Source organism: Nonomuraea sp. NPDC050536, from assembly GCF_044457685.1.
Classification (GTDB): domain Bacteria; phylum Actinomycetota; class Actinomycetes; order Streptosporangiales; family Streptosporangiaceae; genus Nonomuraea.
Genome location: NZ_JBITHD010000009.1, coordinates 137,409 through 160,508 on the forward strand (window position 1 = coordinate 137,409; position 23,100 = coordinate 160,508).

The 23,100-nt window shown below is 72.7% G+C and carries 24 protein-coding genes; 8 read left to right on the forward strand and 16 right to left on the reverse strand.

Annotated elements, in window-relative coordinates:
- Positions 1 to 28 precede the first annotated feature (28 nt).
- Complete coding sequence (locus ACIBHX_RS25355; RefSeq protein WP_397069709.1) at positions 29 to 730, reverse strand: hypothetical protein; 702 nt, start codon at positions 728 to 730, stop codon at positions 29 to 31.
- Positions 731 to 799: 69 nt separating this feature from the next.
- Between ACIBHX_RS25355 and ACIBHX_RS25360 the strand changes: the two genes are divergently transcribed.
- Together ACIBHX_RS25360 and ACIBHX_RS25365 are read left to right on the forward strand one after the other, a co-directional pair.
- Positions 800 to 1,453, forward strand: coding sequence for a response regulator transcription factor (locus ACIBHX_RS25360; RefSeq protein WP_397069710.1), 654 nt, complete (start codon positions 800 to 802; stop codon positions 1,451 to 1,453).
- A complete protein-coding gene (locus tag ACIBHX_RS25365; RefSeq protein WP_397069711.1) occupies positions 1,450 to 2,760 on the forward strand; it encodes an ATP-binding protein in 1,311 nt (436 codons plus the stop codon). The genes ACIBHX_RS25360 and ACIBHX_RS25365 overlap by 4 nt, the downstream gene beginning before the upstream one ends.
- A 48-nt stretch (positions 2,761 to 2,808) precedes the next feature.
- On the opposite strand, the gene pyrF is transcribed toward ACIBHX_RS25365, so the two are convergent.
- Both pyrF and ACIBHX_RS25375 read right to left on the reverse strand, forming a co-directional pair.
- Positions 2,809 to 3,615: an orotidine-5'-phosphate decarboxylase gene (gene pyrF / locus ACIBHX_RS25370; RefSeq protein WP_397069712.1), complete on the reverse strand. Its 807-nt coding sequence runs from the start codon at positions 3,613 to 3,615 to the stop codon at positions 2,809 to 2,811.
- A gap of 31 nt (positions 3,616 to 3,646) precedes the next feature.
- Positions 3,647 to 4,288 carry a FadR/GntR family transcriptional regulator gene (locus ACIBHX_RS25375; RefSeq protein ID WP_397069713.1) on the reverse strand — a complete coding sequence of 214 codons (642 nt, stop codon included), beginning with the start codon at positions 4,286 to 4,288 and terminating at the stop codon, positions 3,647 to 3,649.
- 50 nt (positions 4,289 to 4,338) lie between these two features.
- On the opposite strand from ACIBHX_RS25375, the gene ACIBHX_RS25380 reads away from it, so the two are divergent.
- Positions 4,339 to 4,599, forward strand: coding sequence for a DUF6968 family protein (locus tag ACIBHX_RS25380; RefSeq protein WP_397069714.1), 261 nt, complete (start codon positions 4,339 to 4,341; stop codon positions 4,597 to 4,599).
- On the opposite strand, the gene ACIBHX_RS25385 is transcribed toward ACIBHX_RS25380, so the two are convergent.
- A complete protein-coding gene (locus ACIBHX_RS25385) occupies positions 4,596 to 4,958 on the reverse strand; it encodes a hypothetical protein (protein WP_397069715.1) in 363 nt (120 codons plus the stop codon). The genes ACIBHX_RS25380 and ACIBHX_RS25385 overlap by 4 nt on opposite strands.
- A 19-nt stretch (positions 4,959 to 4,977) precedes the next feature.
- Here ACIBHX_RS25385 and ACIBHX_RS25390 point away from each other — a divergent pair, with 19 nt between their 5' ends.
- Positions 4,978 to 5,784: a Cof-type HAD-IIB family hydrolase gene (locus ACIBHX_RS25390; RefSeq protein ID WP_397069716.1), complete on the forward strand. Its 807-nt coding sequence runs from the start codon at positions 4,978 to 4,980 to the stop codon at positions 5,782 to 5,784.
- Positions 5,785 to 5,869: 85 nt separating this feature from the next.
- Entirely contained in the window at positions 5,870 to 6,253 is a 384-nt protein-coding gene (locus tag ACIBHX_RS25395; protein WP_397069717.1) for a hypothetical protein, read from the forward strand.
- A 4-nt stretch (positions 6,254 to 6,257) separates the two neighbouring features.
- On the opposite strand, the gene ACIBHX_RS25400 is transcribed toward ACIBHX_RS25395, so the two are convergent.
- Positions 6,258 to 6,884 carry an endonuclease V gene (locus ACIBHX_RS25400; protein WP_397069719.1) on the reverse strand — a complete coding sequence of 209 codons (627 nt, stop codon included), beginning with the start codon at positions 6,882 to 6,884 and terminating at the stop codon, positions 6,258 to 6,260.
- An 85-nt stretch (positions 6,885 to 6,969) separates the two neighbouring features.
- Between ACIBHX_RS25400 and ACIBHX_RS25405 the strand changes: the two genes are divergently transcribed.
- A complete protein-coding gene (locus ACIBHX_RS25405; protein WP_397069721.1) occupies positions 6,970 to 8,043 on the forward strand; it encodes an alpha/beta hydrolase family protein in 1,074 nt (357 codons plus the stop codon).
- On the opposite strand, the gene ACIBHX_RS25410 is transcribed toward ACIBHX_RS25405, so the two are convergent.
- Both ACIBHX_RS25410 and ACIBHX_RS25415 read right to left on the reverse strand, forming a co-directional pair.
- Positions 8,040 to 9,347, reverse strand: coding sequence for an ABC1 kinase family protein (locus ACIBHX_RS25410; protein WP_397069723.1), 1,308 nt, complete (start codon positions 9,345 to 9,347; stop codon positions 8,040 to 8,042). The two genes, ACIBHX_RS25405 and ACIBHX_RS25410, sit on opposite strands and share 4 nt — an antisense overlap.
- A 53-nt stretch (positions 9,348 to 9,400) precedes the next feature.
- A complete protein-coding gene (locus ACIBHX_RS25415; protein WP_397069724.1) occupies positions 9,401 to 10,792 on the reverse strand; it encodes a glycosyltransferase family 39 protein in 1,392 nt (463 codons plus the stop codon).
- Between the two features lie 103 nt (positions 10,793 to 10,895).
- Between ACIBHX_RS25415 and ACIBHX_RS25420 the strand changes: the two genes are divergently transcribed.
- Positions 10,896 to 13,802 (forward strand): hypothetical protein, encoded by a 2,907-nt coding sequence (locus ACIBHX_RS25420; RefSeq protein WP_397069725.1) that lies wholly within the window; start codon positions 10,896 to 10,898, stop codon positions 13,800 to 13,802.
- Here ACIBHX_RS25420 and ACIBHX_RS25425 read toward each other — a convergent pair.
- Positions 13,780 to 15,378, reverse strand: a complete 1,599-nt coding sequence (locus ACIBHX_RS25425) for an AMP-binding protein (protein ID WP_397069727.1) — start codon at positions 15,376 to 15,378, stop codon at positions 13,780 to 13,782. The genes ACIBHX_RS25420 and ACIBHX_RS25425 overlap by 23 nt on opposite strands.
- A 38-nt stretch (positions 15,379 to 15,416) precedes the next feature.
- The gene (locus ACIBHX_RS25430) at positions 15,417 to 16,706 is read right to left on the reverse strand and encodes an FAD-dependent oxidoreductase (protein WP_397069728.1); all 1,290 of its coding nucleotides are present in this window, start codon (positions 16,704 to 16,706) and stop codon (positions 15,417 to 15,419) included.
- 120 nt (positions 16,707 to 16,826) lie between these two features.
- On the opposite strand from ACIBHX_RS25430, the gene ACIBHX_RS25435 reads away from it, so the two are divergent.
- Positions 16,827 to 17,567 (forward strand): sulfite exporter TauE/SafE family protein, encoded by a 741-nt coding sequence (locus ACIBHX_RS25435; RefSeq protein ID WP_397069729.1) that lies wholly within the window; start codon positions 16,827 to 16,829, stop codon positions 17,565 to 17,567.
- On the opposite strand, the gene ACIBHX_RS25440 is transcribed toward ACIBHX_RS25435, so the two are convergent.
- The 7 genes from ACIBHX_RS25440 to ACIBHX_RS25470 are packed head-to-tail and all read right to left on the reverse strand — an operon-like array spanning position 17,555 to position 22,999.
- A complete protein-coding gene (locus tag ACIBHX_RS25440; RefSeq protein WP_397069730.1) occupies positions 17,555 to 18,241 on the reverse strand; it encodes a type 1 glutamine amidotransferase in 687 nt (228 codons plus the stop codon). The genes ACIBHX_RS25435 and ACIBHX_RS25440 overlap by 13 nt on opposite strands.
- Positions 18,234 to 18,632 carry a DUF5655 domain-containing protein gene (locus tag ACIBHX_RS25445; RefSeq protein ID WP_397069731.1) on the reverse strand — a complete coding sequence of 133 codons (399 nt, stop codon included), beginning with the start codon at positions 18,630 to 18,632 and terminating at the stop codon, positions 18,234 to 18,236. The genes ACIBHX_RS25440 and ACIBHX_RS25445 overlap by 8 nt, the downstream gene beginning before the upstream one ends.
- Entirely contained in the window at positions 18,629 to 19,429 is an 801-nt protein-coding gene (locus ACIBHX_RS25450) for a bifunctional 5,10-methylenetetrahydrofolate dehydrogenase/5,10-methenyltetrahydrofolate cyclohydrolase (protein ID WP_397069732.1), read from the reverse strand. Before ACIBHX_RS25450 ends, ACIBHX_RS25445 begins: the two co-directional genes overlap by 4 nt.
- Positions 19,426 to 20,031, reverse strand: coding sequence for a cyclodeaminase/cyclohydrolase family protein (locus tag ACIBHX_RS25455; protein ID WP_397069733.1), 606 nt, complete (start codon positions 20,029 to 20,031; stop codon positions 19,426 to 19,428). The genes ACIBHX_RS25450 and ACIBHX_RS25455 overlap by 4 nt, the downstream gene beginning before the upstream one ends.
- 28 nt (positions 20,032 to 20,059) lie before the next feature.
- The gene (locus tag ACIBHX_RS25460; protein ID WP_397069734.1) at positions 20,060 to 20,644 is read right to left on the reverse strand and encodes a hypothetical protein; all 585 of its coding nucleotides are present in this window, start codon (positions 20,642 to 20,644) and stop codon (positions 20,060 to 20,062) included.
- 10 nt (positions 20,645 to 20,654) lie between these two features.
- Positions 20,655 to 21,659, reverse strand: a complete 1,005-nt coding sequence (locus tag ACIBHX_RS25465; protein ID WP_397069735.1) for a LacI family DNA-binding transcriptional regulator — start codon at positions 21,657 to 21,659, stop codon at positions 20,655 to 20,657.
- Entirely contained in the window at positions 21,656 to 22,999 is a 1,344-nt protein-coding gene (locus ACIBHX_RS25470; RefSeq protein WP_397069736.1) for a rhamnulokinase family protein, read from the reverse strand. The genes ACIBHX_RS25465 and ACIBHX_RS25470 overlap by 4 nt, the downstream gene beginning before the upstream one ends.
- Positions 23,000 to 23,100: the final 101 nt, after the last annotated feature.

Sequence of the window (23,100 nt, forward strand, 5' to 3'; positions counted from 1 at the left end):
GCTGCCGGTGAACGCCGTACCGCGCAGGTCAAGACTGGCTCAGGATCTTGACCAGGGCGAACTCCTCCTGCTCGCCGTGCACGGTCTTCTCCTTCACCAGGCCGACGCCGTGCACGTAGTACTTGTGGTCCAGCACGTCGGGCTCCAGCGGCGTCCACTCCTTGGTGACCAGAGCCGACGGGAACGCCTTGTACGGCACGGTCACCGGGGCCGACATGTCGATCACCATGAAGTAGTCCTCGGCGTGACCCGGGTCGTACTCCTGCCGCACCGGCTGGCCCACTTGCGGGTCGGCGGTGATGTAGATCCCGGCCCGCGCGCCGGAATCGCCCGCGTGCCAGGTGCCCTCGGTGGTGACCATGGCGCCGTCGGGCTCGAGTTCGGCGGTGTCCTCGCCGACGTACCAGACGTTGCCGGTGGAGTCCTGGCTGTAGTAGTCGCGCGTGGTCTCGGCGAGCTTACCTTTGAGGTAGAGCAGGTCCAGGACGATCCGGCACGGCTTCCCGTCGATCTTCTTGGTCTCCTTGGAGATCCGGACGTGCTCGACGGCGGCCTCGCCGTCCTTGACGCCGCGGTAGACGAAAGTCGTGCCCGGCTTCAGGGGGAACCAGGGGTTGGTGACGTTCGCGGAGAATATCGGTGCGGAGTTCGCGATCGCCGCCGTGCTGGGCGTGGGGGAGGCGCAGGACGTCGCGATCAGGGCGCCGGCGAGCCAGGTAGAACGGGACATCTTTCCTCCCTTGGCGATACCGCCCAGGATCTGCCGCCTTCGATAAGAGGAGGCTGAGAGGAGCCCGCCATGCGCGTGCTGGTGGTGGAAGACGAGCCGGAGATGGCCTCGATCCTGCGCAGGGGCCTGACGGAGGAGGGGTTCGCCGTCGACGTGTCGGCCGACGGCGAGGAGGGCGCCTGGTATGCGCGGGAGAACTCCTACGACGTGATCGTCCTGGACGTGCTGCTGCCCGGCATCGACGGGTTCGCGGTGCTCGAAGGCATCAGGGCCGCGGGCAACTGGGCTCCTGTGCTGCTGTTGACCGCCAGGGACGCCGTCGAGGACCGGGTACGGGGGCTCGACCTCGGGGCCGACGACTACATGCTCAAGCCTTTCGCCTTCGCCGAGCTGCTGGCCAGGCTCCGGGCGCTGCTGCGCAGAGGGGCAGGGGAGCGGCCCGCTGTACTGTCCGCGGGTGATCTCCAGCTCGACCCCGCCTGCCACGAGGTGCGGATGGACGGGCGGCTCGTCGGCCTGACGGCCAAGGAGTTCGCCCTGCTGGAGTACTTCATGCGCAGGGCAGGACGGGTGGTGTCCAAGACGGAGCTGGTCGAGCACGTCTGGGACTTCGCCTTCGACCGCGACTCCAACGTGGTGGAGGTCTACGTGGGCTACCTGCGTGCCAAGATCGGCCACGGGCGGATCGAGACCGTCCGCGGGGCGGGATACCGGTTGCCATGATCGCCAGGCTTTCCCTCAGAGTGCGGCTGACGCTGGCCTTCGCGCTGGCGATGGCCCTGGTCCTGGTCGCGCTCGGCGGCTTCCTGCATGCCCGGCTGGGCGCCGCGCTGCTCGACGGCATCGACCTCGACCTGCGATCCAGGGCCGGGGTGATCGTGGGCGCCCTCGACAGGCACCGCCCCGCGCCCATGGAGATCGGGCAGGATCTCATCGACCCCGACGAGGCCTTCGCCCAGATCCTGGACTCCTCAGGGCACATCCTGCAGACCACCGACGCGGTCCGCGCCGCCCCCATGATCAGTGTCCGCGGCCTGACCGGCCCCACCTTCCTCACCACCCGCGTGCAGGGCGTGGACGACGAGGCCAGGCTGCTCGCGGTGCCCACCGCGGCCGGGACCGTGGTCGTCGGCGCGCCGCTCGGCGACCGGCAGGAGGCGCTCGACAGCCTGCTCGCCCTCCTGCTCATCGGCGGACCGTGGGCGCTGGCCCTGTCGTCGGCCGCCGGCTGGCTCGTCGCGGCCGGGGCGCTCCGGCCCGTCGAGCGCATGCGCAGGGAGGCCGCGGCCGTCTCCGAGCTGGAGCCCGGCCGCCGCCTGCCCGTCCCTCCCGCCGGCGACGAGCTGACGCAACTGGCCGTGACGGTCAACGCCATGCTCGACCGGCTGCACGACGCCTCCGCGCGGCAGCGCCGCTTCCTGGACGAGGCCAGCCACGAGCTGCGCACGCCGCTGTCGATCCTCAAGAGCGAGCTCGACCTCGCGCTGGCCCGCCCGCGCACCCGCGAGGAGCTCGAGCTGGCCGTCCGGTCAGCCGCCCGCCAGACGGACACCCTGGTACGGCTCGCCGAGGACCTCCTGGTGCTGGCCCGCACCCGCCACGGTCGCCTGCCCGTCCACCGCACCCCCGTCCGCCTCGCGGACTTCCTCCGCGATCTGGCCCCCGAGGGGGTCGAGGTCTCGGCCCCCGACGAGATCGTCCGCCTCGACCCGCTCCGGGTACGGCAGGCGGTCGGCAACCTCCTGGACAACGCGGTACGGCACGGCCGCCCACCCATCACCCTCCTGGCCTCCAGGGACGGCGGCACGATCACCATCTCCGTGGAGGACGAAGGCCCCGGCTTCCCGCCCGACCTGGCGGAGCGCGCCTTCGAGCCCTTCGTCAGCGGCACGGGCGAGGGAGCGGGGCTCGGCCTCGCGATCGTCAAGGCCGTCGCCGAATCCCACGCCGGCACGGCCACGCTGACGCTCCCCTCCCGCGTCACCCTCGTCCTGAGCACCGCCGACCCCCAGGTAGCAGAGCACAGGTGACCGGCCCTCAGGGGGCGGTGCGGCACGTGCTGATGTTCGCCTGAGCTCCTACGGGGCGAGGTGGGTCTGGCAGTCGTCTCGGTAGCGCATGGTGGTGGTGCGGATCTTGGCCGGGTCCGCGAGTGCGGCGCGGGAGACCGAGGGGATGACGGCGTGCTGTACCTGGGCGAAGAGGCGGCCCACGTCGGCGGGGGAGCCGCCCTGCGCGCCCAGGCCGGGCGCGAGGATGGGGCCGTTGAGGTCCGTCAGGTCGAGGTCGAGCGACGGCAGGGTGGCGCCGACGACCAGGCCGACGGGCCCGAAGGGCGCGTGGCCGGCGTTGGCCGCGGTCGCGCCCGCGACGATCTGGTCCGCCACCAGGGTCTGCAGGGAGGTGGCCTCCGGGTTCGAGGTGCGTGCCAGGACGAAGAGCCCGGCGTCGTTGGCCAGGGCCGAGGTGATCGTGCCCGCGAGCGACTCGAACCCCGGATACGGGCTGACCGTGATGGCGTCGGCCGCCAGCGGGCTGCCCTGGTCCAAGTACGCCTCGGCGTAGGCGGCCATGGTCGTGTCGACGTCGCCGCGCTTGACGTCCAGCAGCACCAGCGTGCCCGCCTCGCGCAGGTCGGCGATGACCTGCTCGAGCACGGCGATGCCGCGGCTGCCCCAGCGCTCGAAGAAGGCCGACTGCGGCTTGACCACCGCCACCAGGTCGCCGACGGCTTCGACCACCGTGCGGCTGAAGCGCTCGAGCCCGGGGGGCGAATCATCCAGTCCCCAGGCCGTCAGCAGGTCAGGGCTCGGATCGATGCCCACGCACAGCGGGCCGAACTTGTCCAGCCTGGCCCGCAACCGTGTCCCGAACGACTCATTCATCACTGTGCCCCCTCGTGAAAACGTAGGCAGACTAGTCCGCGGAAGCCGTACGGAGGAAGGATTCGACCAGGCCGATATGGGTTGCCATCGCCGCGGCCGCCCGCGAAGGGTCCCGATCCCGGATCGCCTCGTAGATCGCCTCGTGGCCGCCGGCCTGCCCGGCGGGGTGGCCTCGCCGTACGCGCTCGCGCAGGGCACGGCCGCCCAGCGCCTGGATCAGGGCCGCGAGCACCGGGTTGCCCGCCGCGGCGGCGACCGTCTCGTGGAAGCGGACGTCCGCCTCGACCGGCGCGGACCGCATCGCCTCCAGGCAGCCGGCCAGCTCGGCCAGCTGCTCGTCCGTGGCGCGCGCCGCAGCCAGACCCGCCGCCTCCACCTCCAGCACCCTGCGTACGGCCAGCAGGTCCAGCACCGTGGCATCCTGCGACGCCTCGATCAGCAGCGAGAAGGAGTCGAGCAACCGCCCGGGCGCCAGGCTGCTGACATAAGTGCCCGATCCCTGGCGCGCCTCCAGGATCCCGCCGAGCGTCAGCGCCCTGATCGCCTCGCGCAGCGTGTTGCGGGACACGCCGAGCCTGACGGCCAGCTCGCGCTCGGTCGGCAGGCGCCGGCCCGGCTCGAACTCGCCCGTCACGATCGACCGCTTCAGCCGCTGGATCGTCTGGTCTGTCACCGACACACCCCCAGTCTTTCAGCGCACGCGGGGTGGGTAGATCACCAGACATGTACGAAATTGCGCAGCGCACGCTACCGCTGCGTACCGACCCGCCCGCAGAGGTGACGGTCACGATCGGCCTGCCGTACGAAGAGGCGAACGGCGAGTGGTCGTGCCCGTACCGCATCGACGGGCTGGACGGCTGGGAGCACGAGCGGAAGGTGACGGGCGCCGACTCGCTGCAGACGCTGGAGCTGGTGCTCGACGTGGTCCGAGCCGCCCTCGAAGGCTCCCACGAGGCCAGGGAAGGCCTGCTGAGCCTGGATTAGCCGGGCGCGAGCAGCCACCTCCAGCGGGCACGCTCGGTGACCAGCGTGGCCAGCGCCATCGCCGTCACCACGACCGCCACGATCGGGTGCCAGGCGGTCCACGACGCCCACACGGCCGCGACGAGCTGCAGGAGCACCAGCCCGATCGTCACCCACCCGGGCACGGCGACGATCACGTTGCTCTTGTCGCCCGGCGTCGACAGCACGGTCGGCAGCCCTATCAGCACGATCACCGACAGTACGGCCAGCGGCACCGAGACCGGCGCGAGCGCCCACGGCGTGGCCACCCAGGCCACCAGCTCCGTGGCGAACCTGAGGATAGAGGGGACACGATCGTTCGGACGGGGAGGTTTGGTCACGAAACTGGATAATAGGGGAGTGACTTCTCCTCGCCTCGTGGCCACGGACCTGGACGGAACCCTCCTCGACTCGACCGGATCGATCACCCCCCGCACCCGCCGCGCCCTCGACCTCGCCCGCGCCGCCGGAGCGGAGATCGTGTTCGTCACCGCCAGACCGCCGCGCGGCGTGGACCGCATCACCCCGCAGACCGGCGAGGGCGGGGTCGCGGTCTGCAGCAACGGCGCCATCGTCTACGACACAGCCACCCGCGAGATCGTCACGTCCCGCACCCTCGATCCGGCCGTCGCCGCCAAGGTCGCCATGCTGCTGAGCGAGACCATGCCGGGAGTCGGCTTCGCCGTGGAGACCGGGTGGAACGTCCTGGCCGAGCCCGCCTACGACCGGATCCTGCTCTTCGACCAGGAGTACCGGCGCGACCTGCCCGGCCTGGACAGCCTGTGGGACAGCGGGGAGCCGATCGTCAAGCTGATGGCGTGGTCGCGCGGCCACACCGCGGACGACATGCTCGCCGTGGCGCTGGCCGCGGTCGACGGCCAGGCCGAGATCACCCACTCCGGCGGCACAGGCCTGCTGGAGATCAGCGCCGCCGGCGTCACCAAGGCGGGCACGCTGGCCCTGCTGTGCGCCGAGCGCGGCCTGGCGCCCCAGGATGTGGTGGCCTTCGGCGACATGCCCAACGACCTGGCCGTGCTGGCCTACGCGGGCCTGCCGTACGGCATGGCCAACGCGCACCCGCTGGTCCTGGAGTCCGTCCCGAACAGGACGCTCAGCAACGACGAGGACGGCGTGGCCGTCGTACTGGAGCGGTTGTACGCCCGCTGATGTAGATCGGATCGCGACGCCGGGCGGATGCCCCCTTCCTCGCCCGGCAAGATGCTGGGTTTTCACGCGAGCGAAGGAGAGTCCAGTGGTTACCCAGGTCGCCAAGGGGAGCGGGTACCTGACCGCGTTCAAGGCCGTCACCGTGGTCAACACGCTGGCCGTCCTGGTGCAGGCGGTGAGCGCCGGGATGCTGCTCAGCGGCGGCGCCTCGGGCCTGCACGGCGCAGGGGCGCTGGTCGTGCACGTGCTCGGGCTGATCCAGCTCGTCGTGGCCGTGCTGCTGTGGCGCTCGGGGCGCGGGCCCGGCTGGCCGGCGCTGACGGCGCTCGTGGTGCTGCTGACCGGGTTCGCGCAGTCGGCGCTGGGCGGGTCTGGCGTCGTGCTGGTGCACGTGCCGCTGGGCATGGCGATCTTCGGCCTGAGCGTCTGGCTGCTGGTCTGGGCCTGCTCGCCGCGCCGCGCGAGCTGACCGGCTAGTCGCCGTGGCGCGCGAGGTGGTCGGCGGCGCGGATGGGGTCGGGGAGCCGGTAGTAGGGCGACAGGCGCAGCACCTGCTCGCAGGCCGCGTCGAGGCTGATCCGGTGGCCCTGGGAGACGAAGACCGGCTTGACTCCGTCCTGGGTGCGCAGGGCGCGGCCGACCACCTCGCCGTCCATCACGATCGGCGTCCATGACCCGCGCCGCGCCGCCGGATCCCGGTACTCGCCCACGAAGTGGGTCTTGCCCACGCCGAGCGCCGGCAGCCCGGTCACCACGCCCAGGTGGCACGCCAGGCCGAACCGCCGCGGATGGGCCAGGCCGTACCCGTCGCACATCAGCAGGTCGGGCGTGACCGACAGCCCTTCGAGCGCCTTCATCAGCGCGGGCACCTCACGGAAGGCGAACAGCCCAGGCACGTAGGGGAACTCGGGCCTGCCGTGCACCACCCGCTGGTCGACCCGCTTGCCCTGCGCGTCGAACACGACCGCGGCCGCCTCCAGGGCGTCGCCGTGGTAGTGCACGTCCAGCCCGGCGACCAGCGCGAAGCTCGCGGGCCCGTCCAGCTCGACCCGCGCCCGCAGCTCCTCCTGGACGCGTTCCGCCTCCTCGATCGAGATCACCCCTCCACGGTAGCCGCCGCACAATTGGATCAAGAAATTTCGGGCGCAGGGGTGAATAGATGGTCTTGGGAGTACTGTCGGGGACATGACGGACGTGCGGGTGATCGTTGGTCCCGGGGTCGTGGCAGACGAGGTGCTGCTCAGGGAGGTCGCCGAGCGGGAGTTCGCGGCCTGCGGGATCCGCGGGTCGCTCGTGCACGCCAAGGACGCCGCCGAGATCGGGCAACGCTGCGCCGCCCCTGACGGGCTGCCGGTGGTGATCCCCGGTCCCGAGGCCAGGGGCGTGATGGAGGAGCCGCTGGGCCCGGTCGTCTGGCTCGACCTCGACCGCCACGACGGGGTGAACGTCGGGGAGGGCGCCGCCCACCTGCACGGGCGCGGCATCGGCGGGCTCACCTGGGCGATCAGGCACGCCGTGCACCGCCACCGGCATCCGGCCGAGCGGATCTCCTACGGCGCGCACCCCGACCAGTGGGGCGAGCTGCGCCTGCCCCCGCAGCCGGGGCCGCACCCGGTGGTCGCGCTGGTGCACGGCGGCTACTGGCGGGCCATCTGGGCCGCCGACCTGATGGACGCGCTGGCCGTCGACCTCGTCGAGCGCGGCTTCGCGGTGTGGAACCTGGAGTACCGCCGCCCCGACCTGCACGGCTGGCCCGCCACCACCGAGGACCTGTCCGCGGGACTCGGCGCGCTGTCCGAGGCGGGCGACGGCGCGCTCGACCTCGACCGCGTGGGCGTGGTGGGCCACTCGGCCGGCGCGCAGCTCGCGCTCAGGGCCGCGGCCGACGGCGCCAGGGTCGCGCTGGCCGTCTCCCTGGCGGGCGTGCTGGACCTGGTGGAGGCCGACCGCCGCTGGATGAGCTCCGGCGCGGTGGCCGCCGCGCTCGGCGGCGGCCACGACGGCGACGCCAGGCTGTACGGCGAGGCCAGCCCCCTGCTCCGCCTCCCGCTCAAGGTGCGCCAGCTCGTGGTGCAGGGCACGGGTGACGACCTGGACCTGGTGGACTTCAGCCGCCGCTACGCCCGCGCGGCCCGCGACGCCGGCGACGACCTCACCTACCTGGAGATGTCAGGCGACCACTTCGCCGTCATCACTCCCACCGCCCCGATCTGGCGCACCACCGCCCTGGCCATCGCCGACGCCCTGCAGCGCCGCTAGCCCTCGTCGGTGAAGCCGGGGATCCAGCGAACGGCCTCGGCGCGGAAGGGGGCGGTGGCCCGCAACTGGCTGAGCAGGCCGTACCCGGCGGTCAGGACGCGGAAGCTCATCACGTAGTCCGGCGGCACGTTGAGCGAGCGGAAGATGCTGGTCCCGTCGCCGAACATATAGAGCCCGCGCTCCCGCATCCAGTCGCGGGTGAAGGTGAACTCCGGCACCGAGATCGGCTCGGCGTACGGCCGGACGAAGGACGCGAGCGCGTCCATGTCCACCGCGACGCCCTCCCGGATCACGCCCTCCTGGCGGAAGACCTCCGCCACCCGCTCGATGTCGCCGGCCGCGCCGTAGCGCAGCATGGGCCCGACCGCCGGCGGGTGACCGTCCGGATACTGCTTGACCGCGCCGAAGTCCAGCACGCCGAGCCGCCCGTCGGCGGTCATCCTGAAGTTGCCCGGGTGCGGGTCGGCGTGCAGCAGCCGGGCCCTGGTCGGCGCCGAGAAGGAGAAGCGCACCAGCAGCAGCGCCGCCCGGTCGCGCAGCTCCTGCGGCCCGTCCGCGATCACCTGCGACAGCGGCGTGCCCTCCAGCCACTCGGTCACGATCACGTGCTCGGAGGCCGCCACCACCGGCGGGATCGCGAAGTCGGGGTCGTCGGCGTACTCGGTGGCGAAGGCGTGCCAGGCCTGCGCCTCCCAGCCGTAGTCCAGCTCCTCCGCCACCCGATCCTGCAGCTCCTGCACGAACGAGCGCACGTCCAGGCCGGGCAGCAGCACGCCGAACAGCTTGGCCACCCGGCCGAGCTGCTTGAGGTCGCCGGTCAGCGCCTTGGCCGCGCCCGGGTACTGGACCTTGACCGCGACCGCCCGCCCGTCGGCCCACACGGCCCTGTGCACCTGCCCGATCGAGGCGGAGGCGGCCGGTTCGTCGTCGAAGGAGGCGAAGTGCTCGCGCCAGCCGTCGCCGAAGTCCTCGGCCAGCACCCGGTGCACGGTCGTGGCGGGCATCGGTGGCGCCGAGTCCTGCAACCTGGTCAGCGCCGCCCGGTAGGGCCCGATCACCGCGGGCGGCAGCGCCGACTCCAGCACCGACAGCAGCTGCCCGATCTTCATGGCGCCGCCCTTGAGCTCGCCGAGCACCTTGAAGATCTGCTCGGCGGTGCGGGTCTGCACCTCCGTCGCGATGAGCTCGGCGGGCTTGCCGAAGGCGCGCTTGCCCAGCCCGAGGGCGGTACGGCCGGCGTATCCGAGAGGCAGGGCGGCGAGCTTGGCGGTACGGGCGACCGCGGACTGGGGAAGATCGGCCATGGCCCGATCTTTTAGACTGAATGCCAATAAGGCAACGTGACAGTCGCCACACTTCAGGTGTGGGTGAACAGCGTGAGCCGGATCCGCCCGATCGTCTCGCTGGTCGCGACGCGGAACAGCGGATCGTGCAGCAGCTCCTGGCAGCGCCGGTCGCCGGCCCAGTGACGGTGCGGCGGGGAGACCATCCAGATCCGCCGCAGCCGGTCGGCCTGCCGCAGGAACGGTCCCCGCGCGTAGGTGATGTCGTGCAGCACCCGAAGCGGCGCCTCGTACACCCCGACGAACAACCGGAACGGCCGCGGCACGAACAGCACCCCGTCGCCCGGCCGCTCCTGCGCCGCGAGCGTGCCCGCCATCGCGCGCAGGTTGTCGGGCCTGCTGTCGGGCCGCCGCAGCGCCACCTGCGCGGGCAGCACCAGTACGGCGAGCAGCACGAGCGCCGCCGGCGCCGCCCACCGCCACCGCCCGCCGGGAACCGCGACCCCCGCCACCGCTCCCAGCAGCAGCGCGAACCCGGGCACGCAGAACAGCACGTACCGCGGGCTGTAGACGGGATGGACCTGCGAGATCGCGAACGACAACGCCACGGGCAGCACCGCCCACGGCAGCGCCACCCGCAGCAGCGCCCGCTCCGACCGGGCGGCCACCACGACCCCGGCCAGCCCGAGCCCGCCCAGGAACACCACCGCCACCCAGCTCCCGCCCACCCGATAGGCGAACCCGGCCAGCCGCATCACCCCGGGCGTCCGCAGCCAGGCCACCTGCCGCTGCTCGTGCACCGCCACCAAGGCCAGCGGCAGCACCGCCACCACCGCCCCCGCCACGGCCACCGCCCACCGCCGCACAGGTGCCGATCCGGATCCCGGCCACAGCCCGCGGGCCGAGCCGGAATCCGAGGGCCGCCAGAGCACGGTCGCCAGGTGGGAGGGCACGAGCAGGAGCGCGTACAGGTGCAGCCAGCCGAGCAGCGCCAGCGACCCGCCGTAGGCCAGGCACACCCGCCACCCGCCGCCTTCCACCAGGTCGAGCAGCAGCCAGGTGGCCAGCACCGCCACCGCGCTGACCAGCGCGTAGGAGCGGGCCTCCTGCCCGTACCTGCTGACGATCGGCAGCAGCGCGTACGCCAGCCCCGCCACGATCCCGACCCGGAGCGCGGCCAGCCGCTCGCCGATGCGGCACACGCCGTACGCGGTGGCCGCCATGGCCAGGACGGACGGCAGGCGCAGCACCACCTCGCCCACCCCGAACACGGCGACCAGCGGCCGCAGCAGCAGGTAGTAGAGCCCGTGGACCGCGTCCATCGACCCCAGCAGCCGCCACAGCCGATCCCACGGCATCCGCGCCGCCGCCGCGCTGACCGACTCGTCCCGCCAGAACGACGGAACGGTCACCCCCGCCAGCCCGACCCCCAACGCCGCCAGCGGCGGCACCCCACGCCAGTACACCCGCCACCTCTACAGGGCTCCGGCGAACGACGGCTGAACACCGCGCGTCCACGCCAGGAACCCGACTCGCGCGTCGATCGTCCTACGGCTGGAAGGGGGACGCATGGACGAGCAGATCTACGAGCAGATCGACCACGGGCCCGAGCTCGACCGCCTGGTGACCGCGCTGATCTCGGGCGAGGCCGACGTCGTCGCCGTGGTCCCCGAGATCGACGGCCTGGAGTGCGCGGGCACGACGACTCTGGCCAGAGCCGCATGCGAAGACCCGCGTGTCGCCCGGCACTACTCCGGCGGCGTCTTCTGGTTCGCCATCGGTTCCGACGGCCTCATCCGCTCGACGGGGCAGGACGTGCTCGGCGAGGAGCCCGGCGACGTGCTCGTCGTCTTCGACGGCCTGCACCGGCATCCCATCCGGCCCTCGGCCTTCGAGCTGGCGCCGGAGGCACGCACGCTACTGACGGCCAGATCCGCCGCCGCACTCCCGGCCGAGGCCGAGATCGTGCGGGTGCCACTGCCCGCGCGGGGCTGGCCCCTGCTGTCCGCGCTGAGCTCGGCCCTGGGTACGGCACAGCCGCCCCTGACCGACGCGGGGGACGCCGGGCAGCGGGCGGCGGCCGTGCGCCAGGTGCTGGCGGTCGGCCTGGCCGGGCTCGGAACGCCCGGCAGCGTGGAGCGCCTGGTCGAGCTCGGCGTGTTCGCCGCCGACGGGCACGTGCCCGCCGGCATGATCCGCCTGCTGTGGCGGCAGACCGCGGACCTGTCCGAAGTCGAGTCGGAGCTGACGCTGGCGGGCCTGAGCGCCCTGGGCCTGCTGCGGCCGTCCTTCCACGACGACGTGCTGGTGGTGCCCGATCCCGTCATGGCCTACCTGACGCAGGCGCTCGGCGGGGAAGGTGCGCTGCGCGCCGGCCGAGCGCTGGTGGAGGCCCTGGTCGAGCATCCGTGGGAGCGGCTGACCGAGGCCGAGCGCGTCTACCTGGCCGTCCACCTGCCGAGGCTGCTGGCGGGGACCGGCGGGCACGTGGCGGACCTGGTCTGCGGAGCCGGCTGGATCGTCTCCAAGCTCGGCAGCCATCCGCCCGCCTTCCTCGAACAGGACCTGGCGCTGGCGGGGTCTCCGCTGGCGCGCAGGCTGCGCCGTACCCTCGCCCAGAGCGCGGCGCTGCTGGCGGAGGCCCGTGAGGGGCTGCCGAACACGTTGGCGGCCACGCTGGCCGGGCGGCTGCATCCGGTCTCGCCGGTGGCGGGCGATCTGCGCGAGCTGTTGCGGGAGTCGGGCCGGCCGTGGCTCGAGTGCCTGTGGGAACCGCCCGACCTGCCGGCCGAGTCGCTGCGGCGTTCGTGGCGCGCCGGGCTCGACGGCGCCGAGGTCATGGCGGCGGGTCCCGGCCTGCTGGTCACGGGCGACGCCGAGGGCAAGGTCACGCTCTGGAACCTTGACGGGACCATCAGGACCGAGTTCCAGGCGGACCAGGACGGCGTCGACGCCGTGGCCGTGGCGCCGGACGGCAGCTGGCTGGTGACGGCCTCCGAGGACGTGGTCACGGTCCGGAGCCCCGACGGCACGCCCACGGCCACGATCGACCACGAGGGGCAGCTGATCAGGGAAGTGGCCATCGCCCCCGACGGTGCCTGGCTGGTCACGGCGACCATCGCGAACGGGGTCATGGCCTGGCGCCCGGACGGGACGCTCCTGTGGCAGGGCGAGGCGGAGATCGGATACCCGGCGAACCTGGGCATCGGTGCGGGCGGCGCGTGGGTGGCGGTCAACGGGCCGCGGGGCTCCGGCGTGCAGATCCTCACCTGGGGCGGCACGTTGCGCGGCAACCACGGCCGGGACGTCGGGGGGTCCGCCGCCCACCCGTGGCGCGACCTGCTGGTGATCCACGACGACGACGGCCCGCTGCGCCTGTGGCGCCCGGACGGCACGCCCGCGGGCACGATCCCCGCCGACGACCTCTACGGCGCGATCACCATCGCCCCGGACGGCACGTGGGTGGCGGGCCCCGCCCATGGCGGCCTCGCCATCCAGCCGCTCGACGGCCGCCCGCGCTCCGTCCGCGCCGGCGGGCTGGTGCGGCACGTCGCGATCGGCCCCGACGGGACGTGGCTGGCCGGCGCCGGCTACGACGGCGTGATCAAGGTGTGGGAGCGCGAGGACGGCCTGCCCAGGCCCGACGAGCACCTGCGCCGCCGCCCCCTGTGGTCGATCGCCGTGGGGGCGCGCGGAGATCTGATCGCCACCGCCGGGACGGACGGGGTGACCCTGTGGGACGACGAGGGCAGCCAGCCCCGCACGATCCTGGAGGCCACCCCGTGCAGCTCCGTCGCCATCTCACCCGACGAGACGTGGCTGGCGGCCACCGGCCAGGACGGCAACCTGCGGGTGCTCACCATGAGCGGCATAGTGACGCTCATCGCCCCCGCCCACCACCGGACGCACGCGGTGGCGATCTCCCCGGGCGGCGACTGGATCGCCACCGTGGGCAACGACGACGCGGTCGTGATCTGGCGCAGGCACGGCGTCCAGGTGGCCCGCCTGTCATGCCCGGACGACGGCTGGAGGCAACTGGCCATCGCTCCGGACGGCTCCTGGGTGGCCTGCGGCGGACGGGAGCAGGTGCGCCTGTGGGACACCGGCACCTGGGAGCTGCGGTGCGCGCTGCCCGGCGCCGACGCCGTGGCCGTCGCGCCGGACGGCCGCTGGCTGGCCACGGGCGCTAAGGACGGCGCGGTGCGGCTGTGGGACCCCGTGGGGCTCGAGCTCGCGCAGTTCCAGGTGCCCGGCGGGGAGGTGAACGGACTGGCCGCGGGGCCGTTCGGCTCGTGGCTGGCCGTCACCACGAACAGGGGCCTGCTGCACGTCTGGGACGTGGCGGAGGAGGCGATCATCGCGTCGATCCACGTGGAGGAGCGCCTGGACCGGTGCGCGTGGACTCCGGGCGGCACCCGCCTGTTCGGCGTGGGCGGCGCCGGGCTCTACGGGTTCAAACTCCACCTTCGGAGTTGAGCAGCGCCGCCGCCCGCTCGCGCATCTCGACCTTGCGGATCTTGCCGGTGACCGTCATCGGGAAGCCGTCCACCACGTGCACGTAGCGGGGGATCTTGTAGTGGGCCAGCCTGCCCGCGCAGAACTCCCGCACCGCCTCGGCCGTCAGCGGCTCGGCGCCCTGCCGCATGACCACCCACGCCATCAGTTCCTCGCCGTACTTCTCGTCGGGCACGCCGATGACCTGCACGTCGGCGATGTCCGGGTGGCGGTAGAGGAACTCCTCGATCTCGCGCGGGTAGATGTTCTCGCCGCCCCTGATGACCATGTCCTTGATCCGGCCGACCACGTTGACGTAGCCGTCGTCGTCCATGGTGGCCAGGTCGCCGGTGTGCATCCAGCGGGCCGCGTCGATGGCCTCGGCCGTCTTGCCGGGCTCGTCCCAGTAGCCGAGCATGACCGAGTAGCCGCGGGTGCACAGCTCGCCGGGCTCGCCGCGCGGCACGGTCAGTCCCGTCTCCGGGTGCACGATCTTGACCTCGACGTGCGGCATGACCCGGCCGACCGTCTCGGTCCTGCGCGCCAGCCCGTCGGCGGAGCGGGTCATGGTCGACACCGGGGAGGTCTCGGTCATGCCGTAGCAGATCGCGACCTCGCGCAGGTTCATCTCGGCGACGACCCGCTTCATCACCTCCACCGGGCACGGCGACCCCGCCATGATCCCGGTCCGCAGGCTCGACAGGTCGAAGCCGCCGGAGATGGCCAGCTCGGCGATGAACATCGTCGGCACGCCGTACAGCGACGTGCACCTTTCCTGCTGTACGGCGTGCAGCGTCGCGGCCGGGTCGAAGCCGGGGGAGGGGATGACCACGCACGCCCCGTGCGAGGTGGCGCCCAGGTTGCCCATCACCATGCCGAAGCAGTGGTAGAAGGGCACCGGCAGGCAGACCCGGTCGGCCTCGGTGTAGTGGATGAGCTCGCCGACGAAGAAGCCGTTGTTGAGGATGTTGTGGTGCGACAGCGTGGCGCCCTTGGGGAAGCCGGTGGTGCCCGAGGTGTACTGGATGTTGATCGGGTCGTCGAAGGCCAGCCCCGCCATCCGCTCGCGTAGCGCGCCCGGGTCGCCGCCGCCCCGCAGGAGCGCGTCCCAGGCCGGGTCGCCCAGGAAGATCGCGTCGGCGAAGCCGATCTCGCCGACCATCGCGCGGTAGTCGCCGCCCTTGTGCGTCACGGCGCTGATCAGCAGTTTCATGCCCGACTGCTTGACCACGTAGGCCAGCTCGTGGGCGCGGTAGGCCGGGTTGACGTTGACCAGCACCGCGCCGATCTTCGCGGTGGCGTACTGGACGATCATCCATTCGGCGCAGTTGGGCGCCCAGATGCCGACCCGGTCGCCCTTGGCCACGCCCAGACCCATCAGACCGAGCGCCAGCCGGTCGACGTCGGCGTTGAGCTGGGCGTAGGTCCAGCGGCGGCCCGTGGGCACGTCCACCAGCGCCTCCCGCTCGCCGAAACGGGCCATGGTGCGTTCGAGGTTCTCTCCGATGGTCTCGCCGAGCAGGGGCGTCTCGGCTGTGGCGCTGGAGTACGCGAGCATGGACCCAGTCTCCGCGAGGCCCGCCGTACACACCAGACCTAGTGGTGGCGGCGGCGCGCCAGCCAGGCGGCGGCGAGCAGGCCCGCACCGGCCGCCAGCCCCGCGGCGCCCGCGGCCAGGCGGTGCCGGCGTGCGACGCGGCGCGCCACCTCGGCGTAGGGCGTGGTGGAGAAGGACACCAGCTCGTACTGCGACACGTAACGGCCGGGCAGGGCGCGCTCCAGCGCGTGCTCGATCCGCTTCTGGGCCAGGAACGCCCTGGAGCCCACCTTGTCGCGCATCTCCACGAAGTTGTCCAGCGCCAGGCGGGCGATCACGTCGGTGTCGGCCTTGCGCCGCTGGAACAGTGCCAGCGCGCGGGGGAAGTCGTCGCCCGTCTCGTCCAGGCAGCGGTCCAGCTCGACGCAGTCCTCGAAGCCGCAGTTGGCGCCCTGGCCGTAGAAGGGCAGGATCGCGTGCGCGGCGTCGCCGATCAGCCCGGCCGTCATCGCCTCGCCGGTCACGTGCCACGGCGAGCAGCTCATCGTGACCAGGTGGCCGACCGGGTTGCGCCGGTAGTCGGCCGCCAGGTCCGGCATCAGCGCGAACGCGTCCGGGTAGCCGGCGCGGAAGGCCGCCTGGTCGAAGGCCGCCAGTTGCTCGTGCGGCCAGAACAGCGTGCAGGTGAACGACCTGTCCGGGTTCGGCAGCGCGATCATCATGGATCTGCCGCGCGGCCAGATGTGCAGCGCCCCCGGCTCCATCGCGAACTCGCCGCCGCGCGCCGGGATCGTCAGCTCCTTGTAGCCGTAGTCGAGATACTCCTGGCTGAAGTCCACCCCCGGCAGCTGCTGCAGCCGCGCCCTGACCGCGCTGAAGGCGCCGTCCGCCCCGATCACCACCTGCGCCTTCTCCACCAGCCCCGAGGCGAACTCCAGCCGCCCGGTCCGCTCGTCCAGCGCGGTCAGCCGCTGGCCGAAACGCACCCGTACGCCGGGCAGCTGCGCGGCCTCGAGCAGGCGCAGGTTCAGCTCGGCCCGGCCGATGGAGTTGATCGCGTGCCGCCGGTCCGCGCTGTAGGGCTGGAAGCTCAGCGTCCCGTCGACCGCGTGCATCATCCGGCCCGGCATCGGGATCGCCGCGGCCAGCACCTCCCGCTCCAGCTCGAGCCTGCGCAGCGCGTCGATGCCCCGCTCGGAGATCGCCAGGTTGATCGACCTGCCCCGGTCGGCGCCCGCCTCGCGTGGATCCCGCCGCCGCTCGTACAGCGTCACGCAGTGCCCGCGCCGCGCCAGGAAGCAGGCCAGCAGGCACCCGACCAGGCCCGCACCGACGATCGTGACCTCCATCTTCCCTTGGTACGGCCGGGCCGCCGCGTTGTCCACCGCGACAGGCGGTGGCGTCCAAGCGCGTATCCAAACGCTGACCCGCCCGCCGCCGGCGAACGGCGGCGGCCTAGCATGGCGGGGGTGATCGTCGGGGAGATGGCGGGACTGCTGGCCGCGGGCGTGGCCGCCGGCGTGGTCAGCACCGTGGTCAGCCTCGCCTCGATCGTCTCCTACCCGGCGCTGCTGGCCTTCGGGCTGCCGCCGCTGACGGCCAACGTCACCAACACCGTCGCGCTGATGTTCACTGCCGTGGGCGCCGCCGCCGGATCCCGGCCCGAGCTGGCCGGCCAGGGCCCGCGGGTGCTGCGCCTGGGCTGGATCACGGCGCTCGGCGGCGCCGCCGGGGCCGCGCTGCTGCTGGTCACGCCCTCACGGACGTTCGAGCAGATCGCGCCCTGGCTGATCGCCGGCGCCTCGCTGCTGCTCGTGCGCCCGCCCCGGACCGGCAGGCACAGCGAGCACGGCCTGCTGATGCGCCTGGCGCTGTTCGCCGTGGCCGTCTACGTGGGCTACTTCGGCGCGGCGGGCGGCATCCTCATGTTCGCCGTCCTGTCCACGGTGATCGAGCGGTCGGCGGCGCACGTCAACGCCCTCAAGAACGTGCTGTCCGGCCTGGCCAACTGCGTGGCCGCCATCGGCTTCGCGCTGTTCGGCCCCGTCGACTGGGGCGCCGCCCTGCCCCTGGCCGCCGGCTTCCTGCTCGGCGGCTGGATCGGCCCCGCCATCGCGCGCCGGGTGCCGGGCCAGGGCCTGCGCTACCTGGCCGCCGCGTGCGGCCTGGCCGTCGCGGTCAAGCTCGGCTACGACGCCTACGCCTCCTGAACCACCGCCGCGAAGCGGGCCGCCACCTCGCGCCACACCGGAGTCGAGACCGGCTCGTCGGCCACGGCCCGCGCGTGTAGCTCGCCGGGGTCGAAGCCGTCCACCTGCCACTGCAGCACGCGCTCCGGCAGCACCTCCGGGTGGAACTGCACGCCCCACGCCCGCTCGCCCACCCGCAGCGCCTGGTACGGGCAGCGCTCGCTGCGCGCCAGCCACGCCGCGCCGGGCGGCAGCGCGGTGATGGCGTCCTTGTGGTGCTCGATGGCGGGCACCACCTCGGGCAGGCCGTGGAACAGCGGGTCCTTGTCCGCTTCTGGCAGGAACGTGATCGGCGTGCTGCCGTTCTCAGGCTCGCCCGAGTTCCCCGTCACCTCGCCGCCCGCCACCTGCGCCAGCAGCTGCCCACCAAGACAGATCCCGAAGTACGGCGTGCCGTCCGCGAGCGCCTGGGCGGTCAGCGACCGGACCCCGGCCAGCCACGGCGCCCGCTCGTCCTCACCCGGCAGGTAACCGCCGCCCAGCATGATCAGGGCGTCGTGCTCGAGCCGCTCGGGCAGCGCCACGCCCTCGTGGGCGGCCACCACGTCGGTCCGCAGGCCGTACTCCTCCAGCCAGGCGCCGAAGCGGCCGGGGCCGCCGGTGGTGCTGTTCTGGACGATCAGGACGTCACGCATCGTAGGCCTCCGCCAGCCAGTCGAGGATCTGCTCGTCCACGTCCTCAGGACGGGTGAGCTTGAAGAAGTGGTAGGCCTGCCCGCCGCCCCCGGGCAAGCTCCTGGCCAGCAGCGGGTGCGCGATCGACCGGGGGAGCACCAGCATCAGCGACAGGCTGCGCGCCTTCGGGCGCACCTCGGCGAACTTGCGCGCGCTCTTGAGGAACACGCCCACGCCCACCGCGTCCTCGTGCACCGGGCCGAGGTGGTCGAGCAGCCGGTCGTAGATCTCCCGGTATTCGGCCGGCCAGGGCGCGAACACCTGCTCGACCGTGATGCCCGGCACGCACGTGTGCGACTGCCGGGCCTTGGCGAACTCCCTGTCGCACCGCGGACAGGTCCACAGGGTCACGTGGCCGCCAGCGACACGTTCCTGAGCAGCACCGCGGTCGTCACCGGCCCGACGCCGCCCGGCACCGGCGTCAGTCCGCCCGCCCGGCCCTCGACCGCGGCGGCGTCCACGTCGCCAGCCAGCCCACCCTCGGGCGTCGGGTTGGTGCCCACGTCGATCACGATCGCACCGGGCTTGACGTGCTCCGCCCCGATCATCCCGGCCCGCCCCACGGCCGCCACCAGCACGTCGGCCTCCGCGGTGACGGACGGCAGGTCCCTGGTGCGCGAATGGCAGACGGTCACCGTGGCGTTCCTGTCCAGCAGCAGGTGCGCCAGCGGCTTGCCGACCACGGTCGAACGGCCCACCACGACCGCTCGCCTGCCCTCCAGCGGCACCTCGTAGTGGTCGAGCAGCGCCATCACTGCGCCCGCGGTGGCAGGCGCGAAGGCGGGCAGCCCCGCCGCCAGCCGCCCGAGCGACAGCGGGTTGGCGCCGTCCACGTCCTTGGCCGGGTCGATGGCCGAGGCCAGATCCTGCAGCCGGGCGCCGCCCGGCAGCGGCGTCTGCAACATCACCCCGTGCACGCCGGGATCGGCGCTGAGCCGCTCCAGCGTCGCCCTGATCTCGCCCGCCTCCGGCCCGGGCTCCACGATGTCGCAGGCGATGCCGACAGCGGCCGCCGCCTTGGCGATCGAGCGCACGTACCACAGTGCCGCCTCGTCCTCGGTGGCCACCACGACGGCGAGCCGCGCGCCGCCCGTGATCGAGGCGCGGATGGCGGCCGACAGCTCCTTGCCCGGCATCGACAGCGTCATGCGTTGATCTCCTCGCGTACCTCGGCGGTCACCCAGTCGGCCCTGGCCACCGCGGCGTCCACGCCCGACAGCCGGATCCGCAGTTTCTCGCGCGCCTGCTCGTCCCTGATCCCGCGCAGGTTGACCTCCACGTTGACCCGTGCGGTGGTCAGTGCCGCCCTGGCCGCCTCGGCCGCGGCGGCCACGTCGGTCACCACGTTGCGGTTGCCGATCGGCAGCAGCACCTCGCTCAGCTCCACCAGCCTGATCGCGGTCTCCAGCACCCTGGCGGGCGGCTCGGCAGCGCCCACCAGCGCCGCCGCGATGGCCGCGCCGCGCTCGTCGCCCTTGGGCATCCGGTAGGCGTCGGCCACCGCGGTGAAGGCCGCCGCGTCCTCCTCGGCCAGCCGCAGGGCCCGGGTCCGCAGCGTGTCGGTCTCGGCGATCACGCCAACCACCGTCTCGGCGTGGGCCACGTACTTGTCGCCGCAGCTGTAGCGGGCCACCATGCCGAGCAGCGCCGCGGCCTGGGCGGCGTGCAGCGCCGCGGTGGCGCCGCCGCCCGGGGCGGGGGTGTGGTCCGCCAGTTGGGAGAGGAAATCGACGATCCGTGTGTCGCGCATGGCGGCATTCTTTCAGTCGCCGCCGCGTTCACTCGCGCTGCATCGGCCGCGTGGCGTCTTCGGGCGCGAGCGGGTTCCGGGGCTGGTTCTGGGGCTGGTGGTGGGGCTGGTTGTGGGGCTGGTGGGGCGGGCCCGGCGGGTAGGGCGGCGGCCCGCCGTACGGGGACTGCCCGCCGTAAGGGACTGGAGGCTGTACGGCCGGCCGGGACGAGCGCCAGCGCGACGGGAAGGCCGACACCGTCAGCATCGTGACACCGAGCACCAGCATCAAGCCCGAGTAGTCCAGCGTCTGCAGGCCGATGCCCACCATGCTGGACAGCAGATCGTCGGGCAGGATCCGCACGCCGGTCATCTCGATCAGTGGCGTGATCCCGAGCGCGCTGAAGACCAGCCCGCTGATGAGCGAGGCGATCGGCGAGATTCGCGAGCCGAGCAGGAAGGCCAGCGCGATCGCGGTGAGCGCGAGGAGCCCGAACCCCAGCCAGGGGGGACGTAAGGTCCTCGCCATCTCCGTCGAGGCGGAGCCGACGCCGTACGTCAAGCCTGCGACGATCAGGGGGGTGAGGAGCAGCCCCGCGACCACTCCGAGAGCGTGACGTACACCATTCGACATGATTCGCAACTTATCGCGTGGATTCCCGCACGACGAGTTCGGGCTGGAACATGATCTGCTGATGGGCGTGCGTGTCCGGGTTGTCGCACTCGTCCAGCAGCAGTTCGGTGGCCACCCGGCCCAGCTGGTAGGTGGGCTGCCTGATCGAGGTCAGCGACACCGTGGAGGCCGAGGCGAAGTCGATGTCGTCGTAGCCGATCAGCGACACGTCGTCCGGCACCCGCACGCCCGCCTGCAGCAGGCCGCGCAGCATGCCGAGGGCGAGCAGGTCGTTGGCGCAGAACAGCGCGTCCGGCAGCGCGCCCTGGGCCAGCAGCTTCTCGGCGGCCTCCTGCCCGCACCTGGCCGTCATCGCGGGCATCGCCACCTCCTGCAGCGTCTGCGGGTCGCGCCCGGCGGCGGTCAACGCCCGCTCGGCGCCGCGCCGCCGGTCCTGGCACTGGCGCATCGTGGCGGGGCCGGTGACGTAGGCGATGCGGTCGGCGCCGCCCCGCAGCAGGTGGGCCATGGCCGTCGCGCCGCCGGTCACGTCGTTGACGGCGACCGAGCACTGGTCGGCCCGATCGGCCGGATGGTCGACCAGCACCACGCAGATGCCGCGCTCGCGCAGCCGGTCCAGCCGTAGCGGGTCCTGGTCCGAGGGCGTGATCAGGACGCCGCGCACCCGCTGCTCGGCGAAGACCAGCAGGTTGCGCTCCTCCTTGGCCCGGCTGCCCGCCGAGTTGCCCAGGATGACGGCGTAGCCGAGCTCGCTGGCCACGTCCTCCACCCCGGCGGCCACGTCGGTGAAGAACGGGTTGCCGATGTCGATCACCGACAGCCCCACGGTCCTGCTGTGCCCGGCCCGCAGTGTCGAGGCCGACCCGTGGCGCACGAAGCCGAGTTCGCGGATGGCCGCCTCGACCCTCTCGCGGGTGGCCGCGGCCACCTTCTCCGGCCGGTTGAGCACGTTGGACACCGTGCCGGGGGACACCTCCGCCCTGGCCGCGACGTCCTTGATGCTCACCGTCGTCATCTCGGCTCCCAAATCCGCACCCCTGCGCCGCGCCGTACCAGCTCCCTCATCTGCGGCAGGTCGCCGACCAAGCCGCGCGCCCTGGCCTGGACCAGCGCGTTGCCCAGCGCGGCGGCCTCCACGGGGCCGGCCACCACGGGCAGCCCCGTCGCCTCGGCCGTCAGCCGGCACAGCAGGGCGTTGCGCGATCCACCGCCGACCAGATGCACGACCTCGACCTTCCGGCCGCTGAGCCGCACGGCGTCGGCGACGGCTCGCTGGTAGGCCAGGGCGAGGCTCTGCAGGATGCATCGTACGGCCTGCGGCAGGCTGTCCGGCGCCGCCTGCCCCGTGCGCGCACAGTACGCGCTGATGCGCGCGGGCATGTCGCCGGGCGGCAGGAACGACGGGTCGTCCGGGTCGATGACCGTCTGCGTGGTGGCGTGCTCGGCGGCCTCCAGGAGCGGTTCGAGGTCGGGGTCGCCCCAGGCGCGCAGGCACTCCTGCAGGATCCACAGGCCCATCACGTTGCGCAGGTAGCGGACCGTGCCGTCGACGCCGGCCTCGTTGGTGAAGTTGGCCAGGCGGCTGTCCTCGGTCAGCACCGGGGCGTCGAGCTCGACGCCGACCAGGGACCAGGTGCCGCAGGAGATGTAGGCGAAGTCCCTGGTCGCCGCGGGCACGGCGACCACCGCGGAGGCGGTGTCGTGCGAGCCCACCGCTGTCAGCACGGCCTGGTAGCCGACCTCCTCGGCGACGTCGTCACGGAAGCGTCCGATTCCTTCCCCGGGGTGCCGTAAAGCCGGAAATATCCGCTTATCCAGCCCCAGTTGCTCCATCAGGCCGGTGGCCCACTGGCGGCGGGTCGCGTCGAACAGGCCGGTCGTCGAGGCGTTGGTCGGTTCGGCCGCCTTCTCGCCGGTCAGCCAGTACCCCAGCAGGTCCGGGATCATCAGCAGTGTCCCGGCTTGGCCGAGGCGTTCCCTGAGGAGCTGGTTGACCGTGTTGAACGGCAGGAACTGCAGCCCGGTGACCTCGTAGGGATCCACCCGCCCGGTGACGTCCGCGGTGCGCCCGTCCCGGTAGTGTACGGGGTTGCCGATCAGCCTGCCTCCGTCGTCCAGCAGCCCGTAGTCGACGCCCCACGAGTCGATCCCGACCGACTCGGCCCGGCCCGCCCTGCGCAGCCCGTCCAGCACGCCCCGATACAGGGCCAGGACGTCCCAGTGCAGGGTGCCCGCGACCCGGACCGGCCGGTTGGGGAACCGGTGCACCTCGGCCAGCTCGATCCCGCCGGCTGTCACGTCGGCCCGCATCACGCGCCCGCTCGAGGCGCCCAGGTCAACCGCGATGAATCGCATCCTCTGATTAAAACGTAACAACGATGGGCCCGCCAAGCCCCGTTGACGGTCCCGGAAACACCATCTAGATTGCGTGGGCATCCGATTAAAACGTTTGTTGC

Bases quoted from the DNA above. Each gene is read 5' to 3' on its own strand.
- ACIBHX_RS25355 (WP_397069709.1), bottom strand. From the start codon at position 730: ATGTCCCGTTCTACCTGGCTCGCCGGCGCCCTGATCGCGACGTCCTGC.
- ACIBHX_RS25360 (WP_397069710.1), top strand. From the start codon at position 800: ATGCGCGTGCTGGTGGTGGAAGACGAGCCGGAGATGGCCTCGATCCTG.
- ACIBHX_RS25365 (WP_397069711.1), top strand. From the start codon at position 1,450: ATGATCGCCAGGCTTTCCCTCAGAGTGCGGCTGACGCTGGCCTTCGCG.
- pyrF (WP_397069712.1), bottom strand. From the start codon at position 3,615: ATGAATGAGTCGTTCGGGACACGGTTGCGGGCCAGGCTGGACAAGTTC.
- ACIBHX_RS25380 (WP_397069714.1), top strand. From the start codon at position 4,339: ATGTACGAAATTGCGCAGCGCACGCTACCGCTGCGTACCGACCCGCCC.
- ACIBHX_RS25405 (WP_397069721.1), top strand. From the start codon at position 6,970: ATGACGGACGTGCGGGTGATCGTTGGTCCCGGGGTCGTGGCAGACGAG.
- ACIBHX_RS25410 (WP_397069723.1), bottom strand. From the start codon at position 9,347: ATGGCCGATCTTCCCCAGTCCGCGGTCGCCCGTACCGCCAAGCTCGCC.
- ACIBHX_RS25420 (WP_397069725.1), top strand. From the start codon at position 10,896: ATGGACGAGCAGATCTACGAGCAGATCGACCACGGGCCCGAGCTCGAC.
- ACIBHX_RS25425 (WP_397069727.1), bottom strand. From the start codon at position 15,378: ATGCTCGCGTACTCCAGCGCCACAGCCGAGACGCCCCTGCTCGGCGAG.
- ACIBHX_RS25430 (WP_397069728.1), bottom strand. From the start codon at position 16,706: ATGGAGGTCACGATCGTCGGTGCGGGCCTGGTCGGGTGCCTGCTGGCC.
- ACIBHX_RS25440 (WP_397069730.1), bottom strand. From the start codon at position 18,241: ATGCGTGACGTCCTGATCGTCCAGAACAGCACCACCGGCGGCCCCGGC.
- ACIBHX_RS25450 (WP_397069732.1), bottom strand. From the start codon at position 19,429: ATGACGCTGTCGATGCCGGGCAAGGAGCTGTCGGCCGCCATCCGCGCC.
- ACIBHX_RS25455 (WP_397069733.1), bottom strand. From the start codon at position 20,031: ATGCGCGACACACGGATCGTCGATTTCCTCTCCCAACTGGCGGACCAC.
- ACIBHX_RS25460 (WP_397069734.1), bottom strand. From the start codon at position 20,644: ATGTCGAATGGTGTACGTCACGCTCTCGGAGTGGTCGCGGGGCTGCTC.
- ACIBHX_RS25465 (WP_397069735.1), bottom strand. From the start codon at position 21,659: ATGACGACGGTGAGCATCAAGGACGTCGCGGCCAGGGCGGAGGTGTCC.
- ACIBHX_RS25470 (WP_397069736.1), bottom strand. From the start codon at position 22,999: ATGCGATTCATCGCGGTTGACCTGGGCGCCTCGAGCGGGCGCGTGATG.